The sequence below is a fragment of the Bradyrhizobium sp. AUGA SZCCT0222 genome, from assembly GCF_018130205.1.
Lineage (GTDB): Bacteria > Pseudomonadota > Alphaproteobacteria > Rhizobiales > Xanthobacteraceae > Bradyrhizobium.
Genome location: NZ_JAFCLX010000004.1, coordinates 22035 through 35364, shown reverse-complemented (window position 1 = coordinate 35364; position 13330 = coordinate 22035). Strand labels below are relative to the sequence as shown.

The window sequence follows — 13330 nt, the reverse complement described above, 5'->3', positions numbered from 1 at the left end:
TCCGATCAACATCGAATAGATCTGGAAATCGTGTCCGCCGTCATCGGCTGCCCGGTCTCGGGATCCCGCACGCTGAACGATTCGAGATAGACCGGCTTGCCGTCCTGCTGGATCAGCAAGATCGAGCTGGGAATCTTGTTTGTCGCGATTTCGTTGCGAATGTAATCGCCAATACGATCAGGGGCCGCACGTGAGAACGTTGACGCTGCCGACGACGCCGGGGATTCGTGCGGCCAGCCGCCGAGGGCAAAAGCCGCGGCGATCACGACGGCGCGCAGTCCAGCCATCGCCTGGCGGGATTGTTGGAAGATGAAGAACGCTGGTATACTCTTTTTCGTCAAACTGAAATGTTCTCTCGGGGCCGCGTGCCATCAAACCTCAAGCTGGATCGTGACCTCCATCAGGCCAAAGTATGTCGAACAAAGTATTCAATTGCCTTCCTGTTGACCGGCAGGTTTTCACAATTGTCGGCGCCGCGACCACCGCGCCGCAATACGACGTTGAGCACCGCTTGCTCCTGATCTAGCCTAGGGCTGCGCGATGTCCCTCGATGCTCCCACTGCGTTGCGATCTGGTTTGCCGGTCCGGCCGGCCGGCGCTTCCCGCAAGAGCGCGCCGCTGGCGCTTTTCCTTGTTTCGATGAGCATCATTGTTGCGGTCTGGTACTGGCTGGCGAGCCCGGTGCTGCTGGATCATGCGCTGATCGATCCCGCGAAGAAGCTCGACTGCGTGTCCTACGCGCCGTTCCGGAACGGGCAGACGCCGTGGAATTCCGACATCATCATCAGCCCGGAGCAGATTGCGGAAGATCTCGGCCAGTTGGCCGGGATATCGAACTGCATCCGCACCTACTCGGTCGAGAACGGGCTCGACAAGGTGCCTCAGCTGGCGTCGAAGGTCGGGCTGAAAGTCATTCTCGGCATCTGGCTCGGACGCGACCGCGTGAAGAACGCAACGCTGATCGACACCGCGGTATCGCTGGCCAAGGATTATCAGGGGACCGTGACCTCCGTCATCGTCGGCAGCGAGGTGCTGCTCCGCGGCGAAATGACGGTGGCAGACCTTCGCGAAATCCTCCGCTCCGTCAGGTCGCGTATCACGACGCGGATAACCTACGCCGATTCCTGGGATTACTGGCTGCGTTACCGCGAGATGGCGGCCGACGTCGATTTCGTGACGGTCCACATGTTGCCGTTCTGGGAAGATGAGCCGATCCGAGCCGAAAACGCGGCGGCACATGTCATCGATATCTACCACAAGGTCGCGCAGGCTTTTTCCGGCAAGGAAATCCTGATCGGGGAGGCGGGTTGGCCGAGCAAGGGACGCATGCGGGAGGTCTCGCTGCCGTCACGCATCAATCAGGCTCGCTTCGTTTCCGAACTGCTCGACCGGGCGGAGCGGGAAAAAATCCGCGTCAATGTGTTTGAGGCCTACGACGAATCATGGAAGCGCCAGTGGGAAGGCACGGTCGGCGCCCATTGGGGCCTTCTCGACGGTGATAGCCGTCAGATCAAGCACGCGCACGGAGCGGCCGTCAGCAATTATCCGTTCTGGAAGCTGCAACTGGGAGCTGGCCTTGCTTTCGGCATTTGTGTTTTTGCCGTTGCATTGTTGACGCTTTGGCGTCGGCCGACGGCGACAGGATCGGCGCCGTGGCTGGCGGTGTCGGCGTGCGCGACGATGGGCGGAATCCTGCTGGGGCTCGGCGCCGAAAAGGCCTTTTATGAAAACTATGGCATCGCCGGGCTGTTGAACCAGGGATGGCTTCTGACCGCGGCCATCACGCTGCCGCTGCTGTGCGCCAACGCGTTGATGGAAGGACGGCCGTTGCCGTCGTTCCGGGAATTGCTCGGCCCGCGCGAAGGCTGGCCCTCATCATGGCCTGCGCTGGTCCTGGGCGTTGTGCTGATGGTCACCACGCTGATCACCGTAGAGGTCGCGCTCGGCCTCGTGTTCGATCCGCGTTCGCGGGATTTCCCGTTTGCCAGCGTGACCATGGCGGCTGTGCCGGTCTGGACGGTGGCGCTGCTCTGCCGTCGAAAGTCGGACGTCGGCGTCACCGCCGAGGCTATGTTCGCTGGGCTGCTCGTGGCGGCTGCGCTTTTCCTCTTTTTCAATGAGGGTGTTCACAACTGGCAATCGCTGTGGACCGCAGCGGCGTTCGTCCTGTTTGGCGCCGCGCTGTCGCCGCCGCGCTTCGTTGCCGTGTGGAGCGTGCTCCCGAACATGCCGTTCGTCTTCCGGAAGACGCTCCGCAAGCAACAACTCGCCGTACAACCGATCGCCGTCGCTTCCCTGCCGCCGCCTAAACCGCAGGCCGCTACCGCCGGCGGCTTCGTTGCGGCGACGTCAAAGGTCGAATGCGACAAATAGCTGTGTGCTGAACAGGGCTCTGGTCCGGGAACGAACGTATGTGGTCGAACCAATTTTCCCGGCGCCGTTTGGGCAAGCTTGCAGGATGGGCGGCGCTCGGCCTGTCGACGGGATCGGTCAAGTCAGCCGATGCCCAAAGCAGTTCCAGCGGCCAGAAATCCATCGCGGCCTTTCCCGCTGATTTTAGATGGGGCACCGCGACCTCCTCCTATCAGATCGAAGGCGCCGTCAACGAGGACGGTCGAGGGCCGTCGATCTGGGATCGTTTTGCGCACACGCCCGGAAAAATTGTCGATCACAGCACGGGCGACGTCGCTGACGACCACTTTCATCGCTACAAGGACGACGTCCAATTGATGAAGGCGCTGGGGACGAAGACCTATCGCTTCTCGATTGCATGGCCTCGCGTTTTCCCGGAAGGAACGGGCACGCCGAATCCAAAAGGCCTCGACTTCTACAACCGGTTGCTCGACGAGCTCCTGGCAAACGGCATCGAACCGTTTGCCACGCTGTATCATTGGGACTTGCCGCAGGCGCTGCAAGACCGCTTCGGCGGCTGGATGTCGCGCGACACTTCGAAAGCCTTTGCAGATTACTCGGGCTATGTCGCCGAGCGCCTGAGTGATCGCGTCAAGCATATCTTCACGATCAACGAATGTTCGAGGCTGGTTCATCTCGGCCATGGCCTTGGCCTCGACGCGCCGGGCCTGAAACTGTCGCTAGGCGAACAGAACCAGGTTCGTCACCACGTTGCCCTCGGACACGGCCTTGCCGTGCAGGCGATCCGGGCGCACGCCAAGGCCGGAACCAAAATCGGCCTCGCCGAGAACATGGTCAACTGCATCCCCGCGATCGAGACGCCGGCGAATATCCGCGCCGCCGAGATCGCGGTACGCGAGCTCAATGCCGGCTACCTGACCGCAATCCTCGAGGGAAAATTCACCGACGCCTATCTGGCGCAGCCCGACGCCCCGAAACATACCGCCGACGATCTCAGCATCATTTCGTCGCCGATCGATTTCGTAGGGCTGAATGTCTACACGCCCGATCATTACGTGCTGGCCGCGGACAATGCGCGCGGCTACACGCTGGCGCCGTTTCCGGCATCGTTCCCGCATATGGATGCGTCGTGGCTGAGGATCGGGCCGGAGGCGCTGTATTGGGCGCCGCGTCACGCAGCGAAGATTTGGGGCGTGAAGTCGATCTACATCACCGAGAACGGGACGTCGTCGACCGATCAGCCGGCCGCGGACGGCAACATCTATGACGTCGACCGGGTCATGTATCTGCGCAACTATCTGTTCCATCTGCAGCGCGCGACGTCGGAGGGCGTCCCGGTGGCCGGCTACTTCCTGTGGAGCCTGATCGACAATTTCGAATGGATGGACGGCTACCAGAAACGCTTCGGCATCTACCATGTCGACTTCAACACCCAGCGCCGCACGCCGAAACTAAGTGCGTCGTTCTATCGGGAGGTTATCAGGCAGAACGCGGTGGTGTGAGGTGGCCGCGTGTGGTTGTCGCTGTCGTCCCGGCGAAGGCCGGGACCCATACCGCGTGATCCTTCCGTGAAAGCGACGGCGTCAGATATCTTCTAAAACAACGACCGCCGCGGAGTATGGGCCCCGGCTCAAGGCCGGGGCGACGAATCAAAACATCTCGAAATATTCGCGATGCTCCCATTCCGAGACCTCGGCCTGGAAGCGTTCGATCTCGGCGTTCTTGATGTGGACGTAATAGTCGACGAACTCTTTTCCGAACGCTTGACGGAAAAACGGATCGTCGCTGAGCGCGGTCACTGCTTCGCGCAGCGTCTTCGGCAACAGCGCCGCCTTGGTCTCATAGGGCGTGTCGGCTGACGGGCCAGGATCGAGCTTGCGGTCGACGCCATCGAGCCCTGAGAGAATCTGCGAGGCCATGTAGAGATAGGGATTGGCGGCGGGTTCGCCGATGCGATTTTCCAGACGTGTCGCAGCATCATTGGGGCCGCCGAGCACGCGGATCATGACGCCGCGGTTGTCGCGGCCCCAAATCGCCCGGTCCGGCGCCAGCGAATAGGTGCGATAGCGCTTGTAGCCGTTGATGGTCGGCGTTGTGAACACGGCGGAGGCGCGGGCGTGGACCAGCAATCCGGCGAGATAGTTGCGGGCAAACGGGCTGAGCACCTCGTCGCCTTCGGTGGTCATGAAGGCGTTCGCGCCGCTGGCGCGCGACACGATGGATTGGTGCAGGTGCCAGCCGGACGCGAATACGTTCGGCAGTTTGGGCCGGCACATGAAGGTGGCGTGAAAGCCGTGGCGCCGGGCGACCTGTTTTACGGCGCTGCGAAACAGCACCATGTTGTCGGCGGGCGTCAGGCCCCTGGTCGGCGCGAACGTAAACTCGCACTGGCTCGGGCCGAACTCGACCTCGACCGATCGCAGCGGAAGGCCGAGCGCCAGCACGTCGCGCCGGATGATTTCCAGCACCGGCTCCATCTGGTCGTAGCGCTGCTCGGTCAGGTATTGATAGCCGTGCGACAGCAGGCTCACCGACGGTGGCTGACCCGGCTGCCCGGCATCCTCCGGCGCCATGTGCGCGTCTTCGAGCTTGAAGATGTGAAACTCGACCTCCAGCCCGGCCACAAAATCGTAGCCGCGCTGGCCGAGTTGATCGAGCACGCCGCGATAGAGATGCCTTGTGGCGAACGGAACCGGGCGGCCATCGCTGAAATAGATGTCGCACAGCAGCCAGCCGGTCGTCGGCGCCCAGGGCAGCACGCGGAACGTGGTCGGGTCGGCCACCATCAGCACGTCGGCAGCACCTTCCATCTCGCGCATGCCAAAACCGCCGCCGGACGTGAACACCGGAAACACCGTGCGGTGCGAGGTGTCCTTGGCGAGCATGGTCGTGGTGATCGAGCAGCCGCTCTCCAGCGAGGCCAGCGCCTCGCTTGCGACCAGCGTCTTGCCGCGCAGGATGCCGTGCTGGTCCGGGAACGACAGCCGGATGACTTCGAGTTTTTGTTCCTCGACAATGCGGCGCAGGCGGCTTGCCGCCTCCTTCTGCTCCGCCGACCACAGGCCGTGACGCTCCACGAAACTCAACGCGTCACTCCATTCGTTGCCGTCGTTCCGGGATGGTCCGAAAGGACCAGACCCGGAACCTCGAGATTCCGGGTTCGACGCTTCGCGTCGCCCCGGAATGACAATGCCTCAAACATCACTCAGCCGCCGTCAGATGCCGGATCTTGTCCGATATCTCGCCCGGCACCGGCGCGGCCCATGGCGCGCCGCGGCGGCGTTTGACGTCGACTTCCATCCAGTAGATTTCCCAGCCCCGGGTCGGCCCGATGCCGTCCATGGTGGCCGGACCCTGGATGCTGCGCGCGCGGGACGGGTCGAGAAACATGAACGGCTTCTCGCCGCCGGAGACCTTTTCGATCTCCTGCCGCAGCAGGCGGCGATATTGCACGATCGCCTTGTCTGAGGTGCCGAGATGTTCGTTGGTGCGATCCTGGATCGCGCCCATTGACTCCACCGCCCACTGGTCGTGCACGTTGATGTCGGCGCCCATGCCGGTATAGGTCTCGGTCGCCTGCTCGTGCGGATCGAATCCGTAATCGTTCGATCTGTTCTTGCGCGATTTATAATCGGGCAATTCATAGAGTTCGAGGCGCTGGTCGCGCATCTTTTTCTTGTCGACCGGCGTCGTGTAGGAAGTGAAGATCGCGAACCAGTAGCAGTTCTCGTCGTCGACCGGCACATGCCACTGCGTGATCGTCATCTCCTGGCTCATCGGGATGACGAAGCCGTGCGGGAACAGCTGGTTGGTGACGCGCACATGGGTGCGCTCCTCGTCGATCTCGCGCAGTGCGATCAGCCGCAGGCCATATTCGGTATGCTCGACATTGATGATCGGGTTGTCGTATTCGCGCAGGATTTTGGTCATCGGCATGTCTGACCCGGCGGACGCGCCGCGGAACTGCTTGCCGTAGGAAGCCGAAGTATCCTCATCCTCGAAGAAGCGATGCAGGAACGAGGCGTGCGCCGGATCGATGCCGACTTCGAGCGCCTGCAGCCAGTTGCAATTGATGTGGCCCTTGAATGCGAACGTATGGCTGTCGGGCGCGATGAAGCAGTCGATCTCCGGAAATGCCGGCGGCTCGCCTTCGCCGAGATAAGCCCAGAGGATGCCGCTCTTTTCCATCACGGGATAGGAGCGCTGCTTGATGCCCTTGCACAGGTTCGAGCCCTTCGGCTCCGCCGGCGTTTCGATGCACTGGCCCGATGTGTCGAACAGCCAGCCATGGAACGCGCAGCGCAGGCCGCCATGTTCGAGCCGGCCGAAAGCGAGGTCTGCGCCGCGATGGGCGCAATGGCGGTCGATCAGGCCGTAGCGGTCGTTCTCGTCGCGGAACAGCACGAGGTTCTCGCCGAGCAGCTTGACGGCTTTGACCGGCCGCGGGCCCTGTAGCTCGTCGACCAGTGCGGCCGGTTGCCAGTACATCCGCATCAGTTTCCCGCAGGGGTCCTTTGCCCCGGTGCGGGTGATCAGGTCGTTCGCTTCCTGGCTCATCATGGCGTTCGGCCCTTTCGTCGGAGGCAGTTTGTTCGCCTATTGAACGAATGGGCGAATTATGCCATGACTGGAGAGGACGGCAAGCACAATTTTGAACGCTTCCAATCGGAAGGGCCAATGCCAAAGCTGAAACGCGCCGAGGGCGAAGAGCGCGCCACCGATTTTGTCGAGAGTCTCGACCGCGGCATCCGCCTGCTCCAGGTGTTCGGCACGATCGGGGGCCCGGCGACGTTGAGCGATCTGGCGCGCGCCGCCGATTTGCCGCGCGCCACCGCCCGCCGCATCCTGTTCACGCTCGAGCACGGCGGCTTCGTCACGTCAGACGGCAAACTGTTCACGCTGACGCCGCGCGTACTGACCCTCGCAGCCTCCTATCTGCAATCGAGCCAGGTGGTGACGGTGCTGCAACCGGTGCTCGACCGGATCGCGCTGGCCGCGCAGGAAATAAGCTCGCTCGCGGTGCTCGATGGCGACGAGGTCGTTTTCATCGCGCGCGGCAGTCCGACGCGGGTGTTCTCCGCCGGCCTCGACATCGGCTACCGCCTGCCGGCGTTCTGCACCTCGGTCGGCCGCGTCATGCTCGGCCAGTTCGATGATGGCGATCTCACGGCGCGGCTCGCCGCCATGCGGCGCGAGCCGATGACGCCACACACGGTGACCGATCCAAAACGATTGCTCGCTTGCGTGCGCGGCGATCGCGAACAGGGCTATTCGCTGGTCGATCGCGAGGCCGAGCCGCATTTCCGTTCGATCTCGGTGCCGGTGCGCCGCTACGACGACGTGATCGTCGGCGCCATCAACATGGGCGCGCATGTCGACCGCGTCTCGACGAACGAGATGATCGAGCGGTTTTTGCCGCTGCTGAAAGAGGGCGCGGAGTCGGTCAAGTCGATGTTGTTGTGAGTCCGTAGGGTGGGTGGAGCGCAGCGATACCCACCAGCTATTGACGCCGCACATCAACGAAGGTGATGGGTTTCGTGGAGTTTGTCATCGGGCGCGCATTCGCGCGACCCGGTGGCTCCACCCATCCTACAACCGCATGGCTGAATTTTTCTGCCCCATGCCATGAACGCGATCCCCTCCGGCCTGCACGAAGTCGATGCAGATGCCGTGAGAAATGAAATGAGCAATCCCGACTGGGCTGTCCGTATCGTCGCCGTTCCCCCCGGCGAAGCCCCGCTATGGGTGCGCCAGAAATGGGTCGGCCTCGATTTGCCGGTCATCCGCTATGCGGTGCATCGAAAACTTCTCGCCTTCGGCGTTCTGTCGCGGCCGCATTCATGGCCGGCGCAATGGGCGGCCGTGTCTCGCGGGCAGGCGGAGCTGATCGCGGGCTATGCGGTGGAGGCGGCGCCGGCCGTCGGCATTCTCGCCAAAGCGAGTCCGGAAGCCGCCGCATGGTGGCGCGAGAACACGCCGCATCTGATCGCGCCGAAGCGCTACCTCGTGTTTCACGAAGAAGTCTGCCGGATTGCCGACATCTGATGGGATGCTAAATCCGCTTGAGCGCGGCGGCGATCATTTCGAACTTGGCGACGATCTGCGGTGTCACCAGATAGCGAAGCGTGCCGGCAACCGACAGGCTGACGACGATCGCGACGATCGTGTACTGCGCCGTCAACACCGCCAGTATCGCGCGAAGCGGGCGCGGCCGGCTCCTCGGCATCTTCGCGGCGGTGCGGATGGAAGCGTCGTCTTCAAGGGTACTCATGCGATTTCATCCTGTATGGCGGCTGAGCGGATCGCATCAGTGTTCGGATCGCAGCTGATCGAGCCGCGACTGTAGTTGCCGGTTCGCCCGTTGGCTGGCGCGCAGCTTGCGCGCCCAGTTCAGCTCAACGACGCCTCCCGCCTCGCTTGCGCCTGAAAACACCAGGCCCGCGGCGAACCGATCGCGCCAGACCAGGCGCGCCAGGCAGGAAATCCCCTTGCGTTCGATTTCGAAATCCACCTCGTCGGGCACGAGGGCGGCATTCTCAAATTCGATCCTGGCCCCGAACTGGCTGAAGTTGCGCACGATGCAGGCGAGCGTCGAAGAGCGGGCGTTGAACGCGACCCTTCCGCCGTAATAGACGCGGTTTCTCGGCAGTTTGCGGCGCTCGGACATGATCTGTATTCCATACGTTTAACGCTTTGGTAACACTATTAGAGGGTGTGTTTCCGCATGGAACTGTTGCGGTGGTTAACCGCGGCCGTGGTTAATGGCGCCGTTCTTTCGCGAGCGGTGCACGAAGACACTGCGCCTGTCAGCCCCGCGCGAACATCCGCGCTTCATCGTGCAGCACCGGCGCCACCGCATCGACCAGCCGCGCCGCGGCGTCGTTGACGTTGAGCCCCGCGGTATCCACCACGGCCGACGCGCGGGCGTAGAGCGGTTCGCGGCTGATCAGAATGGTGCGCAGTTCGGCCATCGCGGAGCGATCATCCGCCATCGGGCGCAGGTCGCCCTGGCCGCGCACCCGCGCCATGTGTTCTTCGGGCTTCGCCTTCAGCCAGATCGTGTAGAACGACGACAGGATCAGGTCGAACGTCAGTGGTTCGGAGACGATGCCGCCGCCGGTTGCCAGCACCATCAGTTCCTTGCGCGCCAGCAATTGCCCGAGGGCTGCCTGCTCCATGCGCCGAAAGCCCTCCTGGCCGTAGAGCGCGATGATCTCGGCGACGGACAATCCGTTCTGCGCCTCGATCTCCTTGTTGAGCTCGACGAAGCTCCAGCCGATCTTCTTCGCCAGCATCTTGCCGAGCGTCGATTTGCCGGCGCCACGCAGGCCGATCAGGGCGATGCCCGAGAACGACATCTTGCGATGCGCCGCCGTACTGCCGCCCGCGAGCACATCCTTGGCCTGCGCGATCTGCGCGGATGTCGCCTTGCGCACGAGGTCGCGGATGACAGCCCAGTCGGGCACAGGCTCGGTGGAGGGAATGAGATCTTCCAGATGCGCGCCCATCGCGTTCGACACCCGGCGCAACAGCACGATCGAGACGTTGCCCTTGCCGCTTTCGAGCTGGGCGATATAGCGTTCGGAAATGCCGGAAACTTTCGCGAGCACCTTTCGCGACATGCCGCGCAACGCCCGCATGGTGCGCACGCGCTGGCCGAGCTGCTCAAGAAAGCCGGTTTCGGGATCGCTGGTTTCGGACATTTCCCTTGGGTAGCCCTTAGCTCGCCCTGGCTGCAAATCAGCGCGTTTCGGAAACATAATGCCGATGAGGATTGACAGCAAGCGCGCCCGGTGGTCTTTATATGAATTATAATTCTTAAAATTGGGGAGAAGCGTCTTGAGCGGCACGTCCGGTTCCTACAATGCGGTGACCTGGCTGCTTGATCGCAATGTCGACGAGGGCCGCGGCGCCAAGCTCGCCTTCACCGATACGGTCTCCGAACTCAGCTATGGCGATCTGCAGCGGCAAAGCTGCCGCGTCGCCAACATGCTGCGCCGGCTCGGCGTCCGCCGCGAAGAGCGCGTCGCGATGATCATGCTCGACACGGTCGATTTTCCCTGCGTGTTCCTGGGCGCGATCCGCGCCGGCATCGTGCCGGTGCCGCTCAACACGCTGCTGACGGCGGATCAATATGCCTATGTGCTGGCGGATTGCCGCGCGCGGGTGCTGTTCGTTTCCGAGGCGCTGCTGCCGGTCGTGAAAGACATCGTCGGGCGGATGCCGGACCTCGAACATGTCGTGGTGGCTGGCAAGGAGGCGCACGGCCACAAGAAGCTTGCCGACGAACTCGCGCGCGAAAGCGACGCGTTTGCGACCGCGGCGACGCATCCCGATGAGCCCGCATTCTGGCTCTATTCCTCGGGCTCCACCGGCATGCCCAAGGGCGTGCGCCACCTGCATTCCAATCTCGCCGCGACCGCGGAAACCTACGCCAAACAAGTGCTCGGCATTCGCGAGGACGACGTCGGCCTGTCGGCGGCAAAGCTGTTTTTTGCCTACGGCCTCGGCAACGCGCTGACCTTTCCGATGTCGGTCGGCGCGTCAACGGTGCTGAATTCCGATCGTCCGACGCCGGCGGCGATGTTCGCGCTGATGAACAAATACGACCCCAGCATCTTCTTCGGCGTGCCGACATTGTTCGCGGCGATGCTCAACGACGAGACGCTGAAGGACACGGGAGCCGGCAAGCGGCTTCGTGTCTGCACCTCGGCGGGCGAGGCGCTGCCGGAATCGGTCGGCAATGCCTGGAAGGCACGGTTCGGCGTCGATATTCTCGACGGCGTCGGCTCCACCGAGCTCTTGCACATCTTTCTGTCCAACGCGCCCGGCGACATCAAATACGGCTCGTCCGGCCGCCCCGTGCCGGGCTACCGGGTGCGGCTGGTCAATGAAGCGGGCAGCGACGTGCCGGATGGCGAGGTCGGCGAATTGCTGGTCGATGCGCCCTCGGCCGGCGAAGGCTACTGGAACCAGCGCAGCAAGAGCCGGCAGACGTTTGAAGGCCACTGGACCCGCACCGGCGACAAATACATCCGCGACGCCGACGGGCGCTACACGTTCTGCGGCCGCAGCGACGACATGTTCAAGGTATCCGGCATCTGGGTGTCGCCGTTCGAGGTCGAGAGCGCGCTGATCACCCATCCCGCGGTACTGGAAGCCGCCGTGGTGCCCGAGGCCGATCCGGAAGGCCTGCTGAAGCCAAAAGCCTTCGTGGTGCTGCGCGCCGATACCAAAACCGACGGCCTGCATGACGCGCTGAAGGAGCACGTCAAGCAGAAGATCGGGCCGTGGAAATATCCGCGCTGGATCGATGTGGTGGAAAGTTTGCCGAAGACGGCGACGGGAAAAATCCAGCGGTTCAAGCTGCGGGATGGTGCGCCATAAACAAGCGTCGTCCCGGCCTAGTGCGCAATTGCGCACGGGCGCCGGGACCCATACGCCGCGGCAGGCATTGTTGAGCACTGGTCGACGCCTTCATTCAGCAACAGATGACCGGGATTATGGGTCCCGGCCTTCGCCGGGACGACACCCATAAGGACTGCGACCTCTGGATCATATTATGCAAACACTCTCCCCCACTGGCTTCCTCACCATCGGCGCGTCCGATCTCGAATACCGCATGATCGGTCCCGCACCTGCGGACGCGCCGACCATCGTGATGCTGCATGAAGGCCTCGGCTCGGCCGGCCTGTGGGGTGACTTCCCGGACAAGCTTCAGGCTGCGACCGGCGCCGGTGTCTTTGCTTACTCGCGCGCGGGCTACGGCGCATCGACGCCGGTGAAACTGCCGCGTGCCGTCGACTACATGCACAGCGAAGCGCTCGACGTGCTGCCGAAACTGCTCGACGCAATCGGCTTTCGCCGCGGGCTGCTCGTCGGGCATTCCGACGGCGCCTCGATCGCGGCGATCTATACCGGTGCGCATCAGGATCACCGCGTCGAAGGCGTCGTGATGATCGCGCCGCATTTCATCGTCGAGGACATCTCGGTGGCGTCCATCGCGAAGATCAAGGCCGCCTATGAGACCTCGGACCTGAAGGCAAAGCTGGCGCGCTGGCACAAGGATGTCGACAACGCCTTCCATGGCTGGAACGGCGCCTGGCTCGATCCGGCCTTCCGCAACTGGGACATTTCCGAATACCTCGCCTATATCCGCGTGCCCGTCGCGATCCTGCAGGGTCGGGATGACGAGTATGGGACAATGCGCCAGATCGAGATCGCCCAGGAAGAGTGCTATTGTCCTGTTGATGTGACCGTGATCCCGGGGGCGGGACACCAGCCGCATCGGGAAGCGCCGGGGGCGACGCTGGATGCGGTCCAGGAATTCGCAAACGCGGTGTTGCGTGTTGACGGCTCGCAGGGACGGGCCGCGTAAGCTATTTTTCCGTGCACTGTTTGGGATTGTCGGTCGTCGGGTCATGTCCCGATGACCACGCCGCCGCTGGCCGCAGGCAACCTTCCGTTGCCGCGATGGGCCTATGTGCCGGGCGAGGCTGTTGAGGCCGACGCCGACTACGAAACGCTGGCGCAGGTCACCGCACTCGTGCCGTCGCGGTTCGGCGGCCATGTGCCGGCGCGGCATCCGGCGCTACGTTATGCGCTGCGGCTCAACGACCACGGCTATTTCTGGGAGTCGCAGGAGATCCTTGAGGCGGTGTGGGCCGCCGCACCGCAAGGCGGCCGCGAGCGAATCCTGCTGCGCGCCTGCATCCAGATCGCGACCGCGAATTTGCGCCTGCGTATGCAGAAGCCGCACGCCGCCGCAAGGTTGCTTGGGGAAGCGCTCGCCGAACTCAAGGCGCTCGGCATGCGCAACGCCGGCGGCGACGGCTTCGCCGACGGCTTTCCGGTCGCGGCGTTGGGCGAACTTATCAAGTCCAAACTGGCCCGGCCACAGCTTGCCAAGGCCGATTGGGTGGCCTTTGGCTCTGTGAGCCGAACATGAAACAAAATG

At 63.1% G+C, this 13330-nt stretch carries 13 protein-coding genes; 7 read left to right on the top strand and 6 right to left on the bottom strand.

The genetic code is table 11. The features are described from left to right. Positions 1-5 precede the first annotated feature (5 nt). Positions 6-266, bottom strand: coding sequence for a serine hydrolase (locus JQ629_RS04400; protein WP_212411457.1), 261 nt, complete (start codon positions 264-266; stop codon positions 6-8). 274 nt (positions 267-540) lie between these two features. On the opposite strand from JQ629_RS04400, the gene JQ629_RS04395 reads away from it, so the two are divergent. Together JQ629_RS04395 and JQ629_RS04390 are read left to right on the top strand one after the other, a co-directional pair. Beyond that, on the top strand, positions 541-2373 hold the full coding sequence (locus tag JQ629_RS04395; RefSeq protein ID WP_212411456.1) for a glycoside hydrolase family 17 protein: 1833 nt from the start codon (positions 541-543) through the stop codon (positions 2371-2373). A gap of 38 nt (positions 2374-2411) precedes the next feature. Beyond that, positions 2412-3875, top strand: coding sequence for a GH1 family beta-glucosidase (locus JQ629_RS04390; protein ID WP_212411455.1), 1464 nt, complete (start codon positions 2412-2414; stop codon positions 3873-3875). Positions 3876-4022: 147 nt separating this feature from the next. Here JQ629_RS04390 and JQ629_RS04385 read toward each other — a convergent pair whose 3' ends face one another. Together JQ629_RS04385 and JQ629_RS04380 are read right to left on the bottom strand one after the other, a co-directional pair. Then, positions 4023-5459 (bottom strand): glutamine synthetase family protein, encoded by a 1437-nt coding sequence (locus JQ629_RS04385; protein WP_212411454.1) that lies wholly within the window; start codon positions 5457-5459, stop codon positions 4023-4025. A gap of 115 nt (positions 5460-5574) precedes the next feature. Continuing rightward, positions 5575-6933, bottom strand: coding sequence for an aromatic ring-hydroxylating dioxygenase subunit alpha (locus JQ629_RS04380; protein ID WP_212411453.1), 1359 nt, complete (start codon positions 6931-6933; stop codon positions 5575-5577). A 117-nt stretch (positions 6934-7050) separates the two neighbouring features. Here JQ629_RS04380 and JQ629_RS04375 point away from each other — a divergent pair, with 117 nt between their 5' ends. Both JQ629_RS04375 and JQ629_RS04370 read left to right on the top strand, forming a co-directional pair. Beyond that, positions 7051-7836: an IclR family transcriptional regulator domain-containing protein gene (locus JQ629_RS04375; protein WP_212411452.1), complete on the top strand. Its 786-nt coding sequence runs from the start codon at positions 7051-7053 to the stop codon at positions 7834-7836. 219 nt (positions 7837-8055) lie between these two features. Next, complete coding sequence (locus tag JQ629_RS04370; RefSeq protein WP_212411451.1) at positions 8056-8418, top strand: hypothetical protein; 363 nt, start codon at positions 8056-8058, stop codon at positions 8416-8418. Between the two features lie 7 nt (positions 8419-8425). Here JQ629_RS04370 and JQ629_RS04365 read toward each other — a convergent pair whose 3' ends face one another. From JQ629_RS04365 to JQ629_RS04355, 3 genes are all read right to left on the bottom strand, one after another. Next, positions 8426-8644 (bottom strand): hypothetical protein, encoded by a 219-nt coding sequence (locus JQ629_RS04365; RefSeq protein WP_212411450.1) that lies wholly within the window; start codon positions 8642-8644, stop codon positions 8426-8428. Positions 8645-8680: 36 nt separating this feature from the next. Further along, positions 8681-9040, bottom strand: a complete 360-nt coding sequence (locus tag JQ629_RS04360) for a PilZ domain-containing protein (RefSeq protein WP_212411449.1) — start codon at positions 9038-9040, stop codon at positions 8681-8683. 139 nt (positions 9041-9179) lie between these two features. Further along, entirely contained in the window at positions 9180-10076 is an 897-nt protein-coding gene (locus JQ629_RS04355) for a helix-turn-helix transcriptional regulator (protein WP_212411448.1), read from the bottom strand. Positions 10077-10212: 136 nt separating this feature from the next. On the opposite strand from JQ629_RS04355, the gene JQ629_RS04350 reads away from it, so the two are divergent. The 3 genes from JQ629_RS04350 (at position 10213) to JQ629_RS04340 (ending at position 13321) form a co-directional block, all read left to right on the top strand. Next, positions 10213-11760: a benzoate-CoA ligase family protein gene (locus tag JQ629_RS04350; protein ID WP_249134818.1), complete on the top strand. Its 1548-nt coding sequence runs from the start codon at positions 10213-10215 to the stop codon at positions 11758-11760. A gap of 175 nt (positions 11761-11935) precedes the next feature. After that, positions 11936-12751 (top strand): alpha/beta fold hydrolase, encoded by an 816-nt coding sequence (locus JQ629_RS04345; RefSeq protein ID WP_212411447.1) that lies wholly within the window; start codon positions 11936-11938, stop codon positions 12749-12751. Positions 12752-12802: 51 nt separating this feature from the next. Next, positions 12803-13321: a DUF309 domain-containing protein gene (locus tag JQ629_RS04340; RefSeq protein WP_212411446.1), complete on the top strand. Its 519-nt coding sequence runs from the start codon at positions 12803-12805 to the stop codon at positions 13319-13321. Positions 13322-13330 lie beyond the last annotated feature (9 nt).

Bases quoted from the DNA above. Each gene is read 5' to 3' on its own strand.
- JQ629_RS04395 (WP_212411456.1), top strand. From the start codon at position 541: ATGTCCCTCGATGCTCCCACTGCGTTGCGATCTGGTTTGCCGGTCCGG.
- JQ629_RS04390 (WP_212411455.1), top strand. From the start codon at position 2,412: ATGTGGTCGAACCAATTTTCCCGGCGCCGTTTGGGCAAGCTTGCAGGA.
- JQ629_RS04380 (WP_212411453.1), bottom strand. From the start codon at position 6,933: ATGATGAGCCAGGAAGCGAACGACCTGATCACCCGCACCGGGGCAAAG.
- JQ629_RS04375 (WP_212411452.1), top strand. From the start codon at position 7,051: ATGCCAAAGCTGAAACGCGCCGAGGGCGAAGAGCGCGCCACCGATTTT.
- JQ629_RS04370 (WP_212411451.1), top strand. From the start codon at position 8,056: ATGAGCAATCCCGACTGGGCTGTCCGTATCGTCGCCGTTCCCCCCGGC.
- JQ629_RS04365 (WP_212411450.1), bottom strand. From the start codon at position 8,644: ATGAGTACCCTTGAAGACGACGCTTCCATCCGCACCGCCGCGAAGATG.
- JQ629_RS04360 (WP_212411449.1), bottom strand. From the start codon at position 9,040: ATGTCCGAGCGCCGCAAACTGCCGAGAAACCGCGTCTATTACGGCGGA.
- JQ629_RS04355 (WP_212411448.1), bottom strand. From the start codon at position 10,076: ATGTCCGAAACCAGCGATCCCGAAACCGGCTTTCTTGAGCAGCTCGGC.
- JQ629_RS04345 (WP_212411447.1), top strand. From the start codon at position 11,936: ATGCAAACACTCTCCCCCACTGGCTTCCTCACCATCGGCGCGTCCGAT.
- JQ629_RS04340 (WP_212411446.1), top strand. From the start codon at position 12,803: ATGACCACGCCGCCGCTGGCCGCAGGCAACCTTCCGTTGCCGCGATGG.